Annotated in this window: 20 protein-coding genes, 1 tRNA gene and 2 pseudogenes; 8 read left to right on the forward strand and 15 right to left on the reverse strand. The window is 65.6% G+C overall.

Annotated features, from left to right (window positions below):
* Nucleotides 1-78: 78 nt before the first annotated feature.
* Entirely contained in the window at nucleotides 79-639 is a 561-nt protein-coding gene (locus Q9S36_RS04845; RefSeq protein ID WP_311284151.1) for a hypothetical protein, read from the forward strand.
* Nucleotides 640-644: 5 nt separating this feature from the next.
* Here Q9S36_RS04845 and Q9S36_RS04850 read toward each other — a convergent pair whose 3' ends face one another.
* The 4 genes from Q9S36_RS04850 to Q9S36_RS04865 all read right to left on the reverse strand — a co-directional run bounded on the left by Q9S36_RS04850 (nucleotide 645) and on the right by Q9S36_RS04865 (nucleotide 3,100).
* Nucleotides 645-1,358 (reverse strand): membrane protein insertase YidC, encoded by a 714-nt coding sequence (locus tag Q9S36_RS04850; RefSeq protein ID WP_311284152.1) that lies wholly within the window; start codon nucleotides 1,356-1,358, stop codon nucleotides 645-647.
* Nucleotides 1,359-1,442: 84 nt separating this feature from the next.
* Nucleotides 1,443-1,718, reverse strand: a complete 276-nt coding sequence (locus tag Q9S36_RS04855; protein WP_311284153.1) for a DUF6412 domain-containing protein — start codon at nucleotides 1,716-1,718, stop codon at nucleotides 1,443-1,445.
* A 44-nt stretch (nucleotides 1,719-1,762) separates the two neighbouring features.
* Nucleotides 1,763-2,584, reverse strand: coding sequence for an SDR family NAD(P)-dependent oxidoreductase (locus tag Q9S36_RS04860; protein ID WP_311284154.1), 822 nt, complete (start codon nucleotides 2,582-2,584; stop codon nucleotides 1,763-1,765).
* Between the two features lie 312 nt (nucleotides 2,585-2,896).
* Entirely contained in the window at nucleotides 2,897-3,100 is a 204-nt protein-coding gene (locus tag Q9S36_RS04865; protein WP_311284156.1) for a hypothetical protein, read from the reverse strand.
* A 260-nt stretch (nucleotides 3,101-3,360) separates the two neighbouring features.
* On the opposite strand from Q9S36_RS04865, the gene Q9S36_RS04870 reads away from it, so the two are divergent.
* Nucleotides 3,361-4,794: a tetratricopeptide repeat protein gene (locus Q9S36_RS04870; protein ID WP_311284157.1), complete on the forward strand. Its 1,434-nt coding sequence runs from the start codon at nucleotides 3,361-3,363 to the stop codon at nucleotides 4,792-4,794.
* Between the two features lies 1 nt (nucleotide 4,795).
* On the opposite strand, the gene Q9S36_RS51600 is transcribed toward Q9S36_RS04870, so the two are convergent.
* The 4 genes and pseudogenes from Q9S36_RS51600 to Q9S36_RS04880 all read right to left on the reverse strand — a co-directional run bounded on the left by Q9S36_RS51600 (nucleotide 4,796) and on the right by Q9S36_RS04880 (nucleotide 6,487).
* On the reverse strand, nucleotides 4,796-5,404 hold the full coding sequence (locus tag Q9S36_RS51600) for a metallophosphoesterase (protein WP_396653717.1): 609 nt from the start codon (nucleotides 5,402-5,404) through the stop codon (nucleotides 4,796-4,798).
* A complete protein-coding gene (locus Q9S36_RS04875; protein ID WP_311284159.1) occupies nucleotides 5,401-5,982 on the reverse strand; it encodes a hypothetical protein in 582 nt (193 codons plus the stop codon). The genes Q9S36_RS51600 and Q9S36_RS04875 overlap by 4 nt, the downstream gene beginning before the upstream one ends.
* Before the next feature lie 36 nt (nucleotides 5,983-6,018).
* Nucleotides 6,019-6,183, reverse strand: a pseudogene (locus Q9S36_RS51605) (nucleotidyltransferase domain-containing protein); the annotation flags it as partial.
* A 232-nt stretch (nucleotides 6,184-6,415) separates the two neighbouring features.
* Nucleotides 6,416-6,487, reverse strand: a tRNA-Arg gene (locus tag Q9S36_RS04880).
* 47 nt (nucleotides 6,488-6,534) lie between these two features.
* Between Q9S36_RS04880 and Q9S36_RS04885 the strand changes: the two genes are divergently transcribed.
* Both Q9S36_RS04885 and Q9S36_RS04890 read left to right on the forward strand, forming a co-directional pair.
* A complete protein-coding gene (locus tag Q9S36_RS04885) occupies nucleotides 6,535-7,353 on the forward strand; it encodes an endo alpha-1,4 polygalactosaminidase (protein WP_311284160.1) in 819 nt (272 codons plus the stop codon).
* A 24-nt stretch (nucleotides 7,354-7,377) separates the two neighbouring features.
* A complete protein-coding gene (locus Q9S36_RS04890; RefSeq protein WP_311284161.1) occupies nucleotides 7,378-8,307 on the forward strand; it encodes a hypothetical protein in 930 nt (309 codons plus the stop codon).
* Here the strand turns inward: Q9S36_RS04890 and Q9S36_RS04895 are convergent.
* The 4 genes and pseudogenes from Q9S36_RS04895 to Q9S36_RS04910 all read right to left on the reverse strand — a co-directional run bounded on the left by Q9S36_RS04895 (nucleotide 8,304) and on the right by Q9S36_RS04910 (nucleotide 11,727).
* On the reverse strand, nucleotides 8,304-8,705 hold the full coding sequence (locus tag Q9S36_RS04895; RefSeq protein WP_311284162.1) for a (deoxy)nucleoside triphosphate pyrophosphohydrolase: 402 nt from the start codon (nucleotides 8,703-8,705) through the stop codon (nucleotides 8,304-8,306). The two genes, Q9S36_RS04890 and Q9S36_RS04895, sit on opposite strands and share 4 nt — an antisense overlap.
* A pseudogene (locus tag Q9S36_RS04900) lies at nucleotides 8,695-10,446 on the reverse strand (DNA/RNA helicase domain-containing protein). The gene Q9S36_RS04895 and the pseudogene Q9S36_RS04900 overlap by 11 nt, the downstream one beginning before the upstream one ends.
* Nucleotides 10,433-10,753 (reverse strand): nucleotide pyrophosphohydrolase, encoded by a 321-nt coding sequence (locus Q9S36_RS04905; protein ID WP_311284163.1) that lies wholly within the window; start codon nucleotides 10,751-10,753, stop codon nucleotides 10,433-10,435. The pseudogene Q9S36_RS04900 and the gene Q9S36_RS04905 overlap by 14 nt, the downstream one beginning before the upstream one ends.
* 101 nt (nucleotides 10,754-10,854) lie before the next feature.
* A complete protein-coding gene (locus Q9S36_RS04910) occupies nucleotides 10,855-11,727 on the reverse strand; it encodes an HNH endonuclease signature motif containing protein (protein ID WP_311284164.1) in 873 nt (290 codons plus the stop codon).
* A 150-nt stretch (nucleotides 11,728-11,877) separates the two neighbouring features.
* Between Q9S36_RS04910 and Q9S36_RS04915 the strand changes: the two genes are divergently transcribed.
* Nucleotides 11,878-12,204, forward strand: coding sequence for a hypothetical protein (locus tag Q9S36_RS04915; protein WP_311284165.1), 327 nt, complete (start codon nucleotides 11,878-11,880; stop codon nucleotides 12,202-12,204).
* Between the two features lie 337 nt (nucleotides 12,205-12,541).
* On the opposite strand, the gene Q9S36_RS04920 is transcribed toward Q9S36_RS04915, so the two are convergent.
* From Q9S36_RS04920 to Q9S36_RS04930, 3 genes are all read right to left on the reverse strand, one after another.
* Nucleotides 12,542-12,760, reverse strand: a complete 219-nt coding sequence (locus tag Q9S36_RS04920) for a hypothetical protein (RefSeq protein WP_311284166.1) — start codon at nucleotides 12,758-12,760, stop codon at nucleotides 12,542-12,544.
* Between the two features lie 68 nt (nucleotides 12,761-12,828).
* Nucleotides 12,829-13,794, reverse strand: coding sequence for a hypothetical protein (locus Q9S36_RS04925; RefSeq protein ID WP_311284167.1), 966 nt, complete (start codon nucleotides 13,792-13,794; stop codon nucleotides 12,829-12,831).
* Nucleotides 13,795-13,826: 32 nt separating this feature from the next.
* Nucleotides 13,827-14,537: a hypothetical protein gene (locus Q9S36_RS04930; RefSeq protein ID WP_311284168.1), complete on the reverse strand. Its 711-nt coding sequence runs from the start codon at nucleotides 14,535-14,537 to the stop codon at nucleotides 13,827-13,829.
* Nucleotides 14,538-14,655: 118 nt separating this feature from the next.
* Between Q9S36_RS04930 and Q9S36_RS04935 the strand changes: the two genes are divergently transcribed.
* From Q9S36_RS04935 to Q9S36_RS04945, 3 genes are all read left to right on the forward strand, one after another.
* On the forward strand, nucleotides 14,656-15,213 hold the full coding sequence (locus Q9S36_RS04935) for a WHG domain-containing protein (protein WP_311284169.1): 558 nt from the start codon (nucleotides 14,656-14,658) through the stop codon (nucleotides 15,211-15,213).
* On the forward strand, nucleotides 15,210-16,331 hold the full coding sequence (locus Q9S36_RS04940; RefSeq protein WP_311284170.1) for a GDSL-type esterase/lipase family protein: 1,122 nt from the start codon (nucleotides 15,210-15,212) through the stop codon (nucleotides 16,329-16,331). The genes Q9S36_RS04935 and Q9S36_RS04940 overlap by 4 nt, the downstream gene beginning before the upstream one ends.
* A 171-nt stretch (nucleotides 16,332-16,502) precedes the next feature.
* Nucleotides 16,503-16,643 (forward strand): hypothetical protein, encoded by a 141-nt coding sequence (locus Q9S36_RS04945; protein ID WP_311284171.1) that lies wholly within the window; start codon nucleotides 16,503-16,505, stop codon nucleotides 16,641-16,643.
* Nucleotides 16,644-16,647: the final 4 nt, after the last annotated feature.

A 16,647-nucleotide genomic window follows, 5' to 3' on the forward strand; every position in this document is an offset into this window, starting at 1 on the left:
CCCGGGCTCGCGAGTAATGGGGCTCCCTCGGATCTTGCCGCTCTGACGGAAAGGCGTACGCCGTGCGAGGATGTCCAGGTGCGTGCGCTGATGGACCGACTTTCTCAGTTGACGTCTCTCCGTCAGGGCAATTCAGTTCTGGTCGCGTTGAGCATTAGTGCGGGATGGGCAATCGCGGTTGGCCTCCTTCTGGCCACCGATTCGCTGCTTCCGCTAGAGAACTATCGATCGGGAATCGCCGGGGTTTCGCCTGGTCCTCTGCAATTCGCAATTCTCGCTCGCGAGGAGTTTCTCCGATCGACCGCCGAGGCGAACCGCACCGCCGCGACCCTAGGGGCAGTCGTGCTCGTCAGCGGTTTGATCGGTCTGGTGGGTGGCATGCTCAGGGCAGTGGCCCACGGACGAGAGTTCTGGGCGAAAAAGGCAGATCACTTCGGCAAGCTGATGGCGGTGAGCGCACTCACCGCCGCCTTTGTTGTCGCGGGGCTTAGATTGGGCGTGACCCTAGACTTGATGCTCGCCTCTTGGATCATCCTCGCGGTGATAACACTCGCGCTGCCCTTGATGCTTTGGTTGTTCGTCAGCGGTAAAGACCAGGACCGGACCCGCAACCAGTGCGAGCGGTGCGCACACGTTTAGCGAGCTCACCCGTACACCCGCCTGAGCACCACCCGCTGCGCCAGCGTCCACGTCACTGTCGTCAGCAGGTACACCCCCGCCGCGAGCGGCACGAACACGGCGACGACCGCGGTGGCGAACTGCAGTGCTCCCAGCACACCCAACGGCACCCCTTCCACCGGTTCGACCCGGAACGCCCGGCGCGTGATCTCCCCCACCGCCGCGATCGCGAGGACGAGGCATCCGATCACCAGCCAGGTCGCGGGGTCGGCGGTTCCGGTCGTGACGGCGTGCAACAGGCTCGTGCCGAGCGGAACGCCGAGCAGCGTCTGCGACAGCAGCTCGTTGGCGTGGCCGGCGATGCTCGCGTGGATGAAGACGGAGTACAGCAGCCCGACGATCGGCGCTTGGATGAGGATCGGCAGGCAGCTCGCGAACGGCGACACGTTCTCGGAGCGGTAGAGCTGCATCGTCTCGCGTTGCAGGCGTTCCCGGTCGCCGCGGTGCCGGGTCTGGATCTCGCGCCGCCGCGGCGCGAGCCGCATCCTCGCCTGGTCGGCTTTGGCTTGCGCGATGCCGGCGGGGATCAGCGTCGACCGCACCACGAGGGTCACGAGCACGATGGCGAGCGCGCCGGCGAACGCTCCCGTCCAGGGGGTGAGCAGCGAGGTCAGGGCGAGCAGGCCGCGCGAGGTGAGGTCGAGCAGGGTGGAGATGACAGGCAGGGTGGTGATGTCCACAGGGTTCCGTTCGTCGGAGCGATCAGGGTCGGCTGATCGGCCGCGAACGGATGCCGGGGCAACAGGTGCCCGGACGGTTCGACGCTACGCGGCCGCGGTCACCTGACCGGGCCCGCGACGGCGGACGTGTCCGGCCGCGTCGGGATCGCTCTGCGCGAGCGGTGCTGTGAGTTCGATGCGACGGGTGGGATGCGGCGCCGCTCCGCGCGTGCTCGCATGCACGGCGGTCGCGAGGAGCGCGAGCGTGAGGACGGCGAGCGCGAGCAGCGCGACGGTGAGGGCGGACCCGCTCAGCGACGGATCGACGGCGACGAGCAGCCCGAGGACCTCGAGGATGACGCGCAAAAGATCGTGGATCATGCTCGCCTCCCGTCGCGTCGTGTGGACCTCAGGCTAACGGAGCCTCATCCGAGCTGCACCATCTCGGCGCTGCGCTCCCACAGTTCCTGCGCGAGGCGCGGGTCGGTCGCGAGTCGGTGGGTCTTCGTGACGCGGTCGTTCTCGTAGTAGGCGCCGGGCAGCCAGTCCTCGCGCGGGGTGCCGTCGGCGAGGAACACGAGGCGCTTGCCGCCCTCCTCCGTCGTCGTCAGCACACGGCGCGCGAGGGGGCTGTGGTACATCCAGCGCAGCGCACCGCCCGTGTTGCCCGCGAAGTTCGTCGCGACCACGCCGGGGTGGAACGCGACCGCCGAGACGCCGTCGCTCCCCCACCGGCGCTGCAGCCCGCGGGTGAAGAGGATGTTCGCGAGCTTCGCGTTGCCGTATGCCCGCCACCCCGAGTACCTGCGCGCGGCGTTGAGGTCGGTGACGTCGAAGCGCGAGAACAGTCGCGCCGCCGCGCTCGCGGTCTGAATGATGGATGCCTCGCTCTCGACCAGCCGCTCGCGCAGCAGGTTCGTCAGCAGGAACGGCGCGAGGTGGTTCACCTGGAACGTCTGCTCGAACCCGTCACCGGTCAGCTGCCGCTTGCCGAACACCCCGCCCGCGTTGTTCGCGAGCACATCGATGCGCGAGTACGCCTCGAGCAGCTCCCCCGCCAGCCGGCGCACCTGCGCCAGGTCGGAGAAGTCGGCGAGGTGGTACGGCGTGCCGAGCTCAGCCGCGACGGCCCGCGTCTTCTTCGGCGAACGGCCGACGAGGACGACACGGTGGCCACGAGCGACGAGCTGACGGGATGCCGCGGCCCCGATCCCGTCGCTGGCTCCGGTGATGACGATGGTGCGCATCAGGCGAGTGTCACACCCGCGGCGGATGTCGGCGGAACCATTGACGGCACGGCTGCCGGGTGCAGGGCCCCGGCATCCGTCACTGACCGATCTCCTCACCGAGACGCCGCGGTGAGGAGCAGGACCGTAACAGACCGGATACGCCGGTGAGAAGGATTCCTCAGTTCGGACCGACCCCACGTCGTGGCCCTTATCTCCCTACCTACAGCATTGAGAACAGCCGCGCCGCCGAGCCCGCGGTCAGGATGACGGATAGCTCAATCTCGACCAGCCGGTCGTCCAACAGGCTCGTGAGCAGATCTCTCTCGCCGCTTAGATCGTTAGGGGACATTCGATCATTAGCCAGGCCGCAATATCTGACGTTCCGGTCGCGCGGGCCCGCAGTAGGCTCGTGCCGAGCTGAACGCCGAACAGCGTCTGCGACAGCGGCTCGTTGGTGTGACCAGCGATGCTTTCGTGGATGAACACGGAATAGAGCAATGTGACGATCGGCGACGGGATGAGGTCGGTGGGCACCTCGCGAAACTGAAGCACGCCCCCCGACCGGTAGGGCTCCGTCACGCGAAGTCAATGCCCTCCTAACGGTGACCGCACGCAGTCCCCGGTCGCTTCATCAGTTTGGTACGGGAGTCCACCTACTAAGTGCGGACCCTCATTCGACAGGGGTTCAGGACGTCAGCCGAATGAAGCGGCTGTGTCTCACCGCGGCTCATTTCCGGCGACCGATCCGTTGTTGCATACCGGTTGCTGTGCCGCCCAGTCGATATGGTCTAGCTGTGACCGAATCGATTCCTCTACGCATTTTCCTCGCAACTCCCGGCGATCTGCAGGACGAACGAGGAGTGGTGCTGTCTGCCGTCGAAGAACACAATCGGCGCCGGCGTCGACTCTCGAACGTCCACTTCGAGGTAGTGGGTTGGGAACAGGTCCGCGGCACCGCGCGACGCCCGCAGGAGGCGATCAACGAGCTCATACGCGAGAGCCACTTCATGATTGTCATGTTCAAGGAAAAGTGGGGGAGTGAACCGGGCAGTCCTTGGGGGTATACATCAGGGACCGAAGAGGAACTGTTCACCGGTCTCCTCGAGCTAGGCGAGACCGAACAGCCAATGAGAGACGTCTGGGTCACTTTCATGGCGCACGCAAGACCTCATGAACGCACGGAGCGGCTCCGGGAACAACTGGTCCGTGACCATGCGCTTTTGTTCGAGTCGATACCTGGAATCCGAGAATTGAAGGAACGGCTTAAAGCGCGACTCCTTAGCTGGGAGGACATGGCCTCAAGCAAGCGGTCCCGGCATGTCGACCTCATATCGTCTACGGGCAAGGAAGTCTTGAGGGCGGCACGCCTGCGGATCGCAGGGGAAAAGCTCGTTGAACTCGGCCAGCCCGCTGCGGGCCGCGCCAGCCTCGAGGAGGCGGCCGCGATAGGCGGCCCAGCGGAGAACCTTGCCTTCGGCCAATTCCTCGCCCGGCAAGGTGATCTCGACGGGGCTTTTGAATCGACGCAGATCGCCATCGACCAGTGTCTCAGCGGTGCCTCCGACCTTTACGCGACGCTGACTGCTGAAGCGCTCGCCGCACAGGCGGGCATACTGCGTCGGAAAGGCGACCATAACGCAGCGATTGGTCGCTTGAGGAGTGCTTCAACGTTGTTGCTCGACTCCGATCCATTCGCTGCGAGCATCAAAGCAAGAATTCTCGATGAAATCGGATTGGCGCACCAGAAACTCGACGAGTTTGACGACGCCGCCGAGGCCTTCGCTGAGTCGCTCGAAATTCGAATGTCTGGGACGCGCTCGGGAGACGTTGCGCAGTCGCACATTAACCTCGCGCGGCTCGAGGTGGGCAGGAAGGATTTGGATGCAGCGATCGCACACGCGGTCACTGCGAATGATCTACTTCGGAATGCCGCTCCGACGTCTTTGCATGCCAATGCGGCGACCCTACTTGCGCAAATCCACCTGCGACGCGGAGACCAGGGAGAAGCGATCATTCATGCAAAGCGCGCGCTCGCCTACAATGAACAGTTTGCAAACACAACCGGTGAGGCGATCGCGTTGCTTCTCCTCGCCCAGATCTTCCGCGCGATGGGCGATCATGATCGCGCCGCCGAGCACGCACGAGAATGTCGACGGCTGAACCTAGAGATGGGGAATTCTCGAGGTGCCGATCGAGCGCAGTGGTTGCTGGAGCAGATGTCGGCATGAGTCAGCTCCGCGGGGACACACGATTTCCGCTCATGTCGACCTGTTCGAATCGTCTGCTTGGCCAGAGGAATGCTGTCAGCCGACCCTCGTCATCACCGCAACCCGTGTCGATGTGCGCAGACCGCGGGCCAACACGTGGTCTACTTCCGACGGGCCGGTGAGCACTCACTCGATAATTGAGATCGAGTGTTCTCAAAGGGTGATGGCGCGCCACAATGCCCCGTGACCTGAACTCCAGAGGCATCGAACGCAGAAAGTTCAAGTGAACCTCCGGGACAGCCGCGAGGAACTGAGCAGCGACGTCTGCATCTGCATCACCAGCGATGTAGGACCGGACAGTCGCGGCTCCGCCCATCTTCAAGAAACTCGACAGATCGTGATCTTGTAGCGCCTTCAACATTCCGTCCTCGTGGTTGCCGCGGAGGACTGACACACATGACGGATCGAGCTCTAGGAGTCTCTCGAGCACCGCTCTGGAGTCTGGGCCTTTGTTGATGTAATCACCCAGAAAGACAATACGACGCAGATTATGTGAGGCGAGCACATCGAGGATTCCCTCAAGCGCATCTATCGAGCCGTGAATGTCACCTACGAACGCGAGTCCTTTCATAGCAGGATCTTGTCTACTTCCGCGTAGACGGATCCTGAACTTGAGGATCCGAGCACGAGGAACGCACCCGACAATATGTCCCCTCGCCGCCCCCACTCATTGACGACGGTGGCCTCGAGGGAGCCATGATGATTGGCGGGAAATGCACCGACGATCGCCTCGAGCCGCTTAAGGCAGTCGGCCAGCTCCTCCTGGGTCGCGGCGGACGCGCGCCGCGAGGCGAGCACGGCTGCTAGCCCGGGGTCTTTTAGGCGATCCTCGAGCTCTCGAACTGAGAAGCACGGCTCACCCTGCTCGATCGCCTGCGAGTAGAGGGAACTGCGTAGTAGGTAGCGCGCATGGCGGACCATACCCTCCAGATACTTGGGGAGGTCCATTTCGGGAGTAGTGAATATCGTCGTCATCGCCTTGACCCTGCGGCGAAGACGTGCGGTGTCCACATCTCCCATCGAACCGACTGACTGCGCAATGCTGCCAGCTGGGTCCCACAGCACGCGCGAATCCCGTCGAAGATGTGCGCCGAAGAGTGTACCGACCCCCGTCGCAAGCTGGGCGGAGGTATAGAAGCTCACGCTCACGTTGGCCCGGGTGATGCTGGCGCGCGCACTGGGAACAAGGGCGAGCAGATCGAGATCTGAATCCGGAAGAGCGTCTCCACGTGCACGGCTTCCATACATAAGTAGTCCCTGGACATCTCGCGGTAGGCGAGGGAAGCCTTTGATCATCTCCGGAGGCAGCTCCAGGTCACGGAGAATACGCAGTACTCGTCCTTTTCGCATCGTCACTCAACCTACTGGCCATCGATCTCGAGTCGCCAACCGCTCAACGCATTCCTTAGTTGCGCAGTCAGGCATCCCTGCACGAATGTCAACCGTTTCGACGGAGCACCAGACGCGGCCACGGCCCCGATTTGGAGATCGCCGGTCTCGACTCCATCGGTCGATCATCAAACCGGTTGCCCACGCTGACGCTGCCTCGGTACGGCTGAGAGACAGTCAGTGTCAGAAACGGTGCCCCTGGAGGGACTCGAACCCCCAACCGTTTCCTTAGGACGGAACTGCTCTTCCATTGAGCTACAGAGGCTGGCCCGTCGAGTCTACCGATCCCCCGGCGTCGGGTAGGTTCGCGACATGACCGTCCGGCGCGCACTCCCCCTGCTCGCCGCGACCGCGCTGCTGCTCACCGGATGCGCCGGCCAGTCGCCTCCGCCTTGGGACCCGCCCGCCGGACCGCAGCTGCCACCCGCCGGAGGTCAGCTCGACTACCAGCTTGGCGGCGCCTACGACCCGCCCAATGGCGTCGAGATCGTTGTGCGCGACCGGGCCGCGGCATCCGTCGACGACCTCTACTCCGTCTGTTACGTCAACGGTTTCCAGACGCAGCCGGGTGAGCTCGAGACCTGGCCCGACGAGCTCCTGCTCCACGATGACGACGGCGAGCCGGTGATCGACCCGGACTGGCCGGACGAGGTCATCCTCGACACCCGCAAGGCGGACGAGATCGCAAAGATCGTCGCGCCATGGATCCGCGAGTGCGCGTCCGACGGGTTCGACGCCGTCGAGCTCGACAACCTCGACACCTACACCCGCACCGACGGCACCCTCACCCGCGACGACGCGCTCGACTTCGCGACCCTGCTCGTCGACACGGCGCACGACGTCGGACTCGCGGCCGGGCAGAAGAACGCCGCCGAGGACGCCTCGCTCCTCCACTCGCGCGCCGGCTTCGACTTCGCCGTGGTCGAGGAGTGCGCGGCCTACGAGGAGTGCGCCGGCTACACAGAGGTCTACGGCGACCACGTCCTCGCCATCGAGTACACCGACAACCTCCCCCGCCCGTGGGACGAGGTCTGCGCCGACCCGGAGACACCGGCATCCGTCGTTCTGCGAGACCGGGACCTCGTCCCGCCGGATGAGCCGGCGTACAGGTTCGAGACGTGCCCGGATTGACGCGCGTGTCGCTATGGTGATCGAGTGTCGATGGTCAATCTGCGAGCTGGGGACGTTGTCACCCGCTCTGACCTCGTCCTTGAGTATGGCGGGAGCGTCCAATCCGGCGGAATAGTCCCCAGCACCACCTCGAACACGGTGTTCGTCTTCACCGATCCGGATGAAGGCACTCAGTTCGGTTACGTGTACGACGGGTTTTCAGTCGATGGGAAGGTTCTCCATTACACGGGCGCTGGGCGCGACGGAGATCAGAAGACAAGTGGCAGCAACTCTCCCATCCTGACTCACGCGCAAAAAGGTCGCACTCTCCACGCGTTCAGCCCCGCTGGTGTCTTGCCCGGCACGAGCACCAAACTCCAGCGCTACATTGGCGAGTTTGTGCTTGATCCGACACACCCCTACGACCGGATGCCCGCACCCGACCGCCACGGGAAAACTAGGACAGTTCTGGTCTTCCGTTTGCTCCCGGTACGTTCCGTTCCCGACGAGGTAGTCGCGGCAGTCGGAACGTCCGAGATAACAGAATCGATCCGCTCCATCGAAGTGCCCGTCGAGCTGAGCTCGGTCGAGTACTTCGAGCGGACCGGGTCTACGGACCAGGTCGCGGTGCGGCGGGAGTCGAATCTCGTTGCACGATATGTCGCCAGCCGCCCCTCCCATGAGTTCAAGCGTTGGGCGATCTCACTTCCGACTGAACGCACAACACTCCTCACGGACGTCTACGACCGGAACGAGCGGACACTGTTCGAGGCAAAGGCAATCACTAGCCGCTCCGACGTACGTATGGCCATCGGACAGCTGCTGGATTACCGGCGACACGTAGATGTTCCCGATCTGAAATGCGCCGTCCTCCCCCCATCGCGACCGACAGCGGATCTGCGGGATCTGATTTGGTCGTCGGGGTTTGGTCTAACGTACGAGACTGCCACAGGGTTCGAGACTGCAGCTGCCTAACCCTGGGTGCTGAGCAGAGCCACGGCTGGCAGGTCTGCGGGCGCCCAATCCAGTTCCACCAGCTCCTCTGATGGCACCCACCGTAGAAGGTCGTGATCCGCGCTTTCGACCGGCTCTCCGTCGACAAAGTCCGCGAGGAAGCAACGCAGGCGGATCTTCAGATCGTCGACCTGAGTTGTGCTGGTCGCGAAATGGCGACGGACCGACAGCTGTACACCGAGCTCTTCTTTGATCTCGCGCATAAGTGCAGCACGGGCCGTCTCGCCCGGTTCGATTTTCCCGCCAGGAAACTCCCACTTGCCGCCCTGCGCCTTTTCTGGACTTCGGCGCGCGGCGAACACCAGCCCGTCGCGGAGGACTACAGCGGCAACGACATCCAGCGCACGCTCAGTGCTCAAGGACGCTCCGCAGCTGGTCTCGAACGTATTCGCGCAGCGGTGCATCGCAGACATAGATGTACGTCCCGCGGATCCCGCGCGTGAGCAGGACCCCGTAGATGTTGCGGATGAACGTCAGCAGATCGTCGTCGGAGTAGACGACGCCGAGTTACTTGTTGTTCTCCTTGCCCTTCGCGTCGTGATACGCCGCACGGTCGACGAACAGCCGGCCGCTCGTCTCATCGAATCGCAGGTCCGGCCCGACGATCACGCCCGCGTAGTTCAGGTCGTAGCCCTGCACGGTGTGAATGGATCCGACCTCGTTCACCGAGTTCGCCTGGTTGATCCAGTCCTTGTCGGTGCTGTTCCACCTCAGCTGAACATCGCCGATCTCGATGTCGAAGGCTGACGGGTCCTTGCGGCTTCGCCACTTCCACGCGTAACCGGCGAGGAGCCGGGCGAGCCCGTGTTCCCGCTCGCGCTCGAGAATCTGACGACGCATCTCGCCGAGGTCATCGAAGAAGCGCAAGTCGTAGTCCCCCAGACCGCGCAGCGCGTCCGGCGACGACTCGCCACGGAGAAGGCCGCGAATGCCCGCCACGTAGTCCGATCCCGCGGCGACGCGCATTTGGGTCATCAAATGGAAGGCACGGTTCTCGGCCTTCGCCTGCTCGAGAATGCCGCGGAGGGTTGCCAGTGGCAAATCAGCCGGTCGAACCGTCTGCTCCGCATCGAGGAGGAAGATCTGGTGCTTGCTCTTCGCGCGGATCCAATCCAACTGAGTCTTGGACAGATCATCCGCACCGAACAGGTCCGCATTGATACTCGAGAACCGCTTGTTGTTGACCCCGGACGACTGGTTCGCCCGCTGGTTCAGCCGATGCGTTTCGTCGACGAGGAGAATGTCCCATTCTTCGGGAGACGCACCGACATCGAACGGCGTGAGGACCTGAGCCTGACTCAGCTTCGGGGTCTTCCGGAAGACCCGCCTGATCGACTCACGAAGCGACTGCTGCGGCACCACGATGCCGATACGGAGGTCGCGAAGGAGCTCCCTGTTCTCGGGAACGAAGTGCTCGGCGAACACCGAATCGGGTTCGAAATCGACCGCTGAGTCGTAGTCACGGATGTCGGCGAGCAGCTTCATGAGATAGATCGCGACGATCGTCTTGCCCGTGCCGGGGTGCCCCTCGATGACGCTCGTCGACGTGCCTCCGACGGCGAGGTCCTCGAAAAGTCCATCCAGGATGTTCTCCACCGCGCCAGCCTGCTCGGCAGTGAGTACCTTAAACGGCGACAGCTTGAAGAGATCGCTGTTCTCGATCTCGGGGATGGTCTGTCGGAACAATCCTTCGGAGCGAAGCTGATCGAAGATGTCGGCGAAGCTCTCGCGATAGATCTCGCGCTCGTAGTAACGAGCGTCAACGATCCCCTCGTTGCCGTTGACCACCTCGAACTGCCCGTCGCCGGCTAGCCATCTGATGAGGTGGGACTCTAGGTCGAGACACGCGGACTTGTTAAACGTCTCGTCGAAGACCACACGGACGTGGCGGAAATTCGCTTTCGACGCACTGGCGAGGTGCTGCCGCATCCGGGAACCCGCATTGACGGTCTCACCCACGTACACCGACGATGTACCGGCTTTGCCCGCACCATCAAGCACATAGACCACCGGCCAATTGCGCCGACGATCGTCGGCTCGGGCCCAGGCATCCGCAGCGTCCTTCGCGAACGGAAAGCGCTCGATCTCAAAGGGCGTCATATTTGGCGCTGGTCCCCTTCGCGCGGTCGACGGGATACTTCTGCGCCGTTGTTCGGAGCTTCTCAAGCACGATCTCGTCGAGATCGAGACCAAGCTTCTCGGCAAGGAGGGTGCAGTACGTCACCACATCGGCAAGTTCTTCTCGAACGCGCGCTGCATCCGCGTCGTCGCTCCACTGAAAGCATTCGAGGAGTTCGGCGGCCTCGATCGAGACGCTCTTCGCGAGGTTCGCCGGTGAGTGGAACTGTGCCCAATCGCGCTCCTCGACAAAGTCGCGCAGCGCACGCCTGACCTGCTCACTCGTCACAGGACCGACGCTATCAGCGCCTCGAACACAGCTCAGCGATACCGGATCACCGCTTCCGTTGAAGTGCAGGCGCGCGAGCGGCTTGAGGTTGGTGTCGGGGCTCAGCCGACGAACCGATTGCTCTTCCCGAGATTGCAGGACTGACAGAGCACCTGCAGATTGGACATCTCGGTCAAGCCGCCACGCGATACCGGGACGATGTGGTCGATGTGAAGCGTGGCGTCGTCCGCGGTAGCACCACATGCGCGGCATCGCCGCCCATCGCGCTGAAGGACATCGATGCGCAGCTTCGGCGTCAGAAGAGAGCGCTCGCGATCACGGAGGAACTGCGTTGTCGAGCGTCTTTCCCTGTCCTCCCGCGCAAGCCCCAGCTCCTGACGCAGATCGTCAAAGCCCCACACATGAGACTTCTCATAGGAATTGCGTCCCTGGGGGCTCGTGTATCGCGCCACTCCGAGAATCCGCGCCTGCGGAGTTGGCCGGTCAAGGAGGAGCTCTGTGAAGAGTTCGCCCTCGACCGCATCGAAACGGTCCTTCGGGACATCAGGCCGTTCGCTACGACCGAGCTTCGGCATCGCTTCGGCGCCAACCCGCGCTTCGTAGTCCAGATAGTGACGGAGGACCTGCCGCCGAAGATCCATTTGCTCTGCGATGAATGGTTCGCGTTGCAGCACTTCCTCGCGAAACCGGCGACCGAGATTGAAAGCATCAAACTTGGGCTTCGAATCGAGCCGCACCTCGAATGAGAAAGAGATCGGCGGTAACGGGGCGACGGCATCCTCAAATCGATGATTCAAGCGGCCCAGCATCTCGAGGGCCGCACTCGACTCAGCGACCCGACGACGAGTTCGCCGTCGAATGGAGGCACGCGCCGCCGTGATTGCCCCGACGGCGACGAGAACGGCAACCACCGCGCCAAGCAGCCAAAACGCTATCGCCCACATGTCGAAAGGCGCCGTCGCCAAGACAACCATCAGACCCCCAGGGTGAATAGCTCATCCACCACAGGATCAGCAGCTCACTCTATCTAGCTGGCGATTGCGTCAGGTCCACACCGCGGAGTCACGCGCCACCTCACCTCATCGGGCGACGCATCCCACCACCCCGTCTGCCAGACTGCCCCCATGCGCCGCGCCTCGACGATCCTCGCTCTCGCCACGACGGCGCTCCTCACGGCGGGATCGGTCACGGCATGCTCGGCCATGGAGATCGTCGCGACGAGCGAGAAGCCTGCCGCGACCCCCGCAGCATCCGAGGCGCCGAAGATCACAGGCGGCCCCCACGCCCCCGACTGGGAGGGTCTCCCCTCCGACCCGGTCTCGCCCGCGGAGTACGCCGACACCTACATGCAGGCGAACCCGAACCACATGCTGCACCGCGACCTCGACGGCATCCTCGAGTACTACCGCGCCGCGGCGATGGCGTTCCCCTTCCCGCTCCCCGCCGGGTAGTCCTTCCCCGTCGACCCGGGCTACTACGACCGCCCCGAAGACGGGCCGAACTGGGCCGAGGTCACAACCGCCAACCGCATCTGGAGCTACTTCGAGTACGCCAACGTCGACGCCGCGCGCGCCGCCTTCGACCGGGGCGATGAGGATGCCGCGATCGGCTACCTCGACGTCATCCGCGACGCGTACCTGTCGGACGCGTTCCCGAACAACTACGAAGGCACGTCGCCCGAGGACTGGTACGACGGCGTCTACGGCGGCACGCGCGAGGGCGACTTCACCCTGCAGGAGAACTTCATCTTCAACCCGTTCCCGTGGAAGCCCGGTCAGTCCTGATGCGTCACCCCGTCGGAGGCTGATCGCCCTCGCTCTTGCCCCACCCGGTCTCGCGTCGCAGCTGCACGAACCCGGCCACAATCAGACCGAGCGTCACGGGGATGAACAGCAGCTTCACCCACCACTCCGCGAAGTTGAAGAACAGCACCGGCGCCACTCCGGCGAACGTCGCTCCGACGAAGTACCAGACCGCGACAGGTACCTCAGCCTTCTCTTCCGTCATGGTTCACTCCTTCCGCGGTTCGAGGCTAGGCCTGGCCGCACGCAGCGGACCTCCCCCGCGCGACGGATTCAGTCGGCTACGTTGCGCTCCTGCTGCATCATCTGCTCGAGCTCGGCGATCCGCTCGCGACGGTCGTCCGCCGACGCCGGGTGCAGGTCCCGCAGGAAAGCGTTGAAGATGGCGCCCGCCGCCGACTCGTCGACCTCCAGGCGCGCAGCCATCGCGGCGACAGCCTCGTCGTCGGTCATCGTCCCCTCGAGTGCGGCGACGATGTCCGGGAGGCGAGATGCGGCATCCGACACCGCGCGTTGCTGGTTCAGTTCCTGCGTCATCTCCCGCAGCGACCAGCCCGAGTCCTCCCACCTCTCGCTCGGACGAAGGGCGTCGATGGATGCCGCGGTGACGATGATCGGCAGCGGCTCACCCATCACCCAAAGCGGCACCAGCCACGCGCGCAGGGTCGCTTCGCCCGGCTGCAACTGCGCCCACGAGTCCCGGTCGATCACGACCGGGACGCGCGCATACTCACCGGGATCGAGCGCCACCGCCGGCGTCCCGTCGGAAGCCGCCCAGTGCACCACGACGCGCGACTCTTCCGGCCCCGCCACCGCACCGACGACGTGGAACGTGTCGCCGTCAGGTTCCCACCGCCGCTCGCCCTCATTGACGATGTCGATCGCGAACCCGTCGGGCCCGGCCTCCGTCCGCTGACCTGCCGGCCACCGCAGCGCCAAGCCGCGCCGCCGCTCGGCGTAGCTGCCGCGAAGCCGCGCGGGGCTGCCCTCGGCCCACACGCTCTCGCCCTCGTGGACGGTACCCACCCACCACGTCTGACGGTCAGCGTCGGCCGGGGCGCCGATGACGGCGCTCGACTCGTGTTGCCGGAGGATCCGCCACCCCCGCGCCACCGGCACCGGAATCGGATCGGCACCGCACCTGCGCACGAGGTCGACGAACGGTTCGCCCTCCCCCTCGAGCGCAGCGGGGTCGACAGCGTGGTTGTGGAGGCGCGGCAGCTCATCCTCAGGATCCATGCCGTCATGCTCCCACGCGCGCGATCCCTCCCTCACGCCGGCAGGCGTCGCCGTCGCACCACGAAGCCGACCCCGACCGCCGCCACCACCAGCAGCGCGATGCCGGCCCATATCCAGCTCTCGTACGAGAGACCCACCGGAGGCGCGGCATCCCGCACATTCTGCGCGAACCGGGCCGACACGATCTCGGCCACCCGGTCGATCGGCGTCGCCACACGGATGTCGTCGAACCGTGCGGAACCCACCGGCGTCACCATCCCGGCATCCAGCGTGTACCAGGCGGCGATCGTCGGGTCTTCGACGACCGTCGCGCCGGCGGCGACCTCGGCGAGCGCTGCGGCGGTCGCGGCATCGCCGTCGACTCCGGCGAACGTCGCGTCGGAGTCCGGCGTCTCACGCCAGACCCGGTAGACACCGACAGCCTCACCCGACGCGGACAGGATCGGCGCCACCCACTCGTCCATCGCCGACACCGGGTCGCTCGCCTCCCCCGCGATCAGCGACGCGCGCCACGCGTGCACCCGGTGCACGGTGCCGAAGGATGCCGCATCCGCCAGATCTTCGAGCCCACTCGCCTCGTCCGCCCCGAGCTCGACGGCGTTCTCGACCGAGAACGCCGCGACCACGTCGGCAGGAGTGTCACCCTCAGCAGCGGATGCCGCGGGTGCACCGCCGGCGAGCAGACCCAGCACCGCCACGACCGTCGCGGCGATGCGCCACCGCCTCGTCCCGCTGCCGGCCATGCGTGCCCCTTCGCCCGAGCGATCCCCTTGCGCCGAACGTAGCGCGCGAGGGTCGGGCGCGGGGTCACGGTTCGGCGGCGATCGACGCATGAACCTAAAGGGTGTAGTTTTACTCCTCGTGCCCCGCGCGAACCTTTCCCCCGACGCGCTCACCCGGGCGGCGCTCGATCTCATCGACGCCGACGGACCGGGCGCGCTCTCGATGTCGGCGCTCGCCCGCCGCGTCGGCGTGCAGACCGCCAGCCTCTACGCGCACGTCCGCGACCTCGCCGCGCTCCGCAGCGCCGTCCAGGCCGCCGTCTTCCACGAGCTCGCCGACACCATCGGGGAGTCCCCCACCCTCCGCGACCTCGCCAACGCGCAGCGCACCTACGCGTTCGCGCATCCGGCGCGCTGGGCGATGATCTCGCAGCCGGTCGACCGCAACGAGATCACCGAGCCGGCGGCATCCCGCATCTCGGCGCTCGTCGTCGGATCGCTCGGCGACTACGCCCTACCCGAGAGCGAGACGGTCCACGCGGTGCGCTTCGCGAGCGCCACCATCGCCGGCTACCTCGCCCTCGAATCCGCTTCGTCGTTCGCCCACCGCGACGAGACCACCGACACCTCCTGGAACCGCGCCCTCGACGCCCTCGACCGCGCCCTCCGCACCTGGACTCCGAAGGACCCCGCATGATCGACATCACCCTCGACACCACGACCGTCCGCGGACTCGCCGAGCTCGAACCCACCGACCGCGGCCTGCGCCCGCACCGCCTGCCCGCCTGGGTCCGCACGCAGTACCCCGAGCCGCAACTGCTCGGCGTCGAGGCGCAACCCGCCGGCGCACGCGTCGCGGTGCGGACCGCGGCATCCCGCCTCGAGCTCGACCTCCACTCGACCCGCGCCACCTTGCGCGGACTCTCCCGCCCGCGCGGACGCGTCGACGTCCGCATCGACGGCGCCCTGCACGGCAGCGTCGAGCTCGACGGCGGCGACACCGTCGACACCGATCCGGCCACCGGCATCCGTCAGCTCGTCGACGGACCCGCGCAGCGCATCACCGTCGACGGACTCGACCCGCGCGACATGCTCGTCGAGCTCTGGCTGCCGCACAACGAGACGATCGAGCTCATCGCGCTGCGCGCCGACGCCGCCGCCACCCCCGACACGACCGAGCGGCCGCACTGGGTGCACCACGGCAGCTCGATCAGCCAGGGCTCCAACGCGACGCAGCCGAGTTCCACCTGGGTCTCGCTCGCCGCGCGCCGCGCCGGACTGAACCTCCGCAACCTCGGCGTCGGCGGCAGCGCGCAGGTCGACCCCTTCATGGCCCGCGTCATCCGCGACACCCCCGCCGACGTCATCAGCGTCGCGCTCGGCATCAACGTCGTCAACGCCGACGCCATGCGGCTGCGCGCGTTCGTCCCGGCGGTCCACGGATTCCTCGACACGATCCGCGACGGCCACCCCGACACGCCTCTGCACCTCATCACGCCTATCTGGTGCGGCATCCACGAAGACACCCCCGGCCCCGGCATCATCGAGCCCGAGTCCTTCGCCACCGGCACGCTGCTCTTCGGCGCTGCCGGCACCCCCGGCGACACCGCCGGTGGACGCCTCACCCTCGAGGTCATCCGTGACGCCCTCGGCGAGGTCTACGCCCGCCGGAACGACCCGAACCTGCACCTCGTCGACGGCCTCGCCCTCTACGGCGAAGCGGATGCCGCCACCCACCCGCTCCCCGACCGACTGCACCCGAGCCCCGAAGCGCACCGCCTCATTGGCGAGAGGTTCGCGGCGATCGCGTTCTGACCGTCAGCCCGTAGCCGCTGCCGAATCACCGCTCGCGTGCCGAATCACCACCCGAACGCGCACATCTCGCTGGTGACTCGGCAGCCGGATGGTGATTCGGCCGGAATGCCGGGAGCCGCGCGCCGTGAGACTCAGGCCTTGTACGCCGCGAGCTGCAGCAGGTTCCCGACGATGTCGCTGAACACGGCGGGCTCGGGCTCCTACCCGGCGGACGCCTCGCCGGCGACTCTGGTCACGCAACTCGACGGACCGCTCGACGGTCGTTCGGTGGTCACCCTCGACGGTCAACCCGTCCCCGAGGTCGACTGCTGACGCC

It is taken from the genome of Microbacterium sp. ARD31 (assembly GCF_031844425.1).

Bases quoted from the DNA above. Each gene is read 5' to 3' on its own strand.
- Q9S36_RS04925 (WP_311284167.1), bottom strand. From the start codon at position 13,794: ATGGATCCTGAGGATGAGCTGCCGCGCCTCCACAACCACGCTGTCGAC.
- Q9S36_RS04940 (WP_311284170.1), top strand. From the start codon at position 15,210: ATGATCGACATCACCCTCGACACCACGACCGTCCGCGGACTCGCCGAG.
- Q9S36_RS04860 (WP_311284154.1), bottom strand. From the start codon at position 2,584: ATGCGCACCATCGTCATCACCGGAGCCAGCGACGGGATCGGGGCCGCG.
- Q9S36_RS04920 (WP_311284166.1), bottom strand. From the start codon at position 12,760: ATGACGGAAGAGAAGGCTGAGGTACCTGTCGCGGTCTGGTACTTCGTC.
- Q9S36_RS04855 (WP_311284153.1), bottom strand. From the start codon at position 1,718: ATGATCCACGATCTTTTGCGCGTCATCCTCGAGGTCCTCGGGCTGCTC.
- Q9S36_RS04910 (WP_311284164.1), bottom strand. From the start codon at position 11,727: ATGGTTGTCTTGGCGACGGCGCCTTTCGACATGTGGGCGATAGCGTTT.
- Q9S36_RS04945 (WP_311284171.1), top strand. From the start codon at position 16,503: ATGTCGCTGAACACGGCGGGCTCGGGCTCCTACCCGGCGGACGCCTCG.
- Q9S36_RS04915 (WP_311284165.1), top strand. From the start codon at position 11,878: ATGCGCCGCGCCTCGACGATCCTCGCTCTCGCCACGACGGCGCTCCTC.
- Q9S36_RS51600 (WP_396653717.1), bottom strand. From the start codon at position 5,404: ATGAAAGGACTCGCGTTCGTAGGTGACATTCACGGCTCGATAGATGCG.
- Q9S36_RS04930 (WP_311284168.1), bottom strand. From the start codon at position 14,537: ATGGCCGGCAGCGGGACGAGGCGGTGGCGCATCGCCGCGACGGTCGTG.
- Q9S36_RS04885 (WP_311284160.1), top strand. From the start codon at position 6,535: ATGACCGTCCGGCGCGCACTCCCCCTGCTCGCCGCGACCGCGCTGCTG.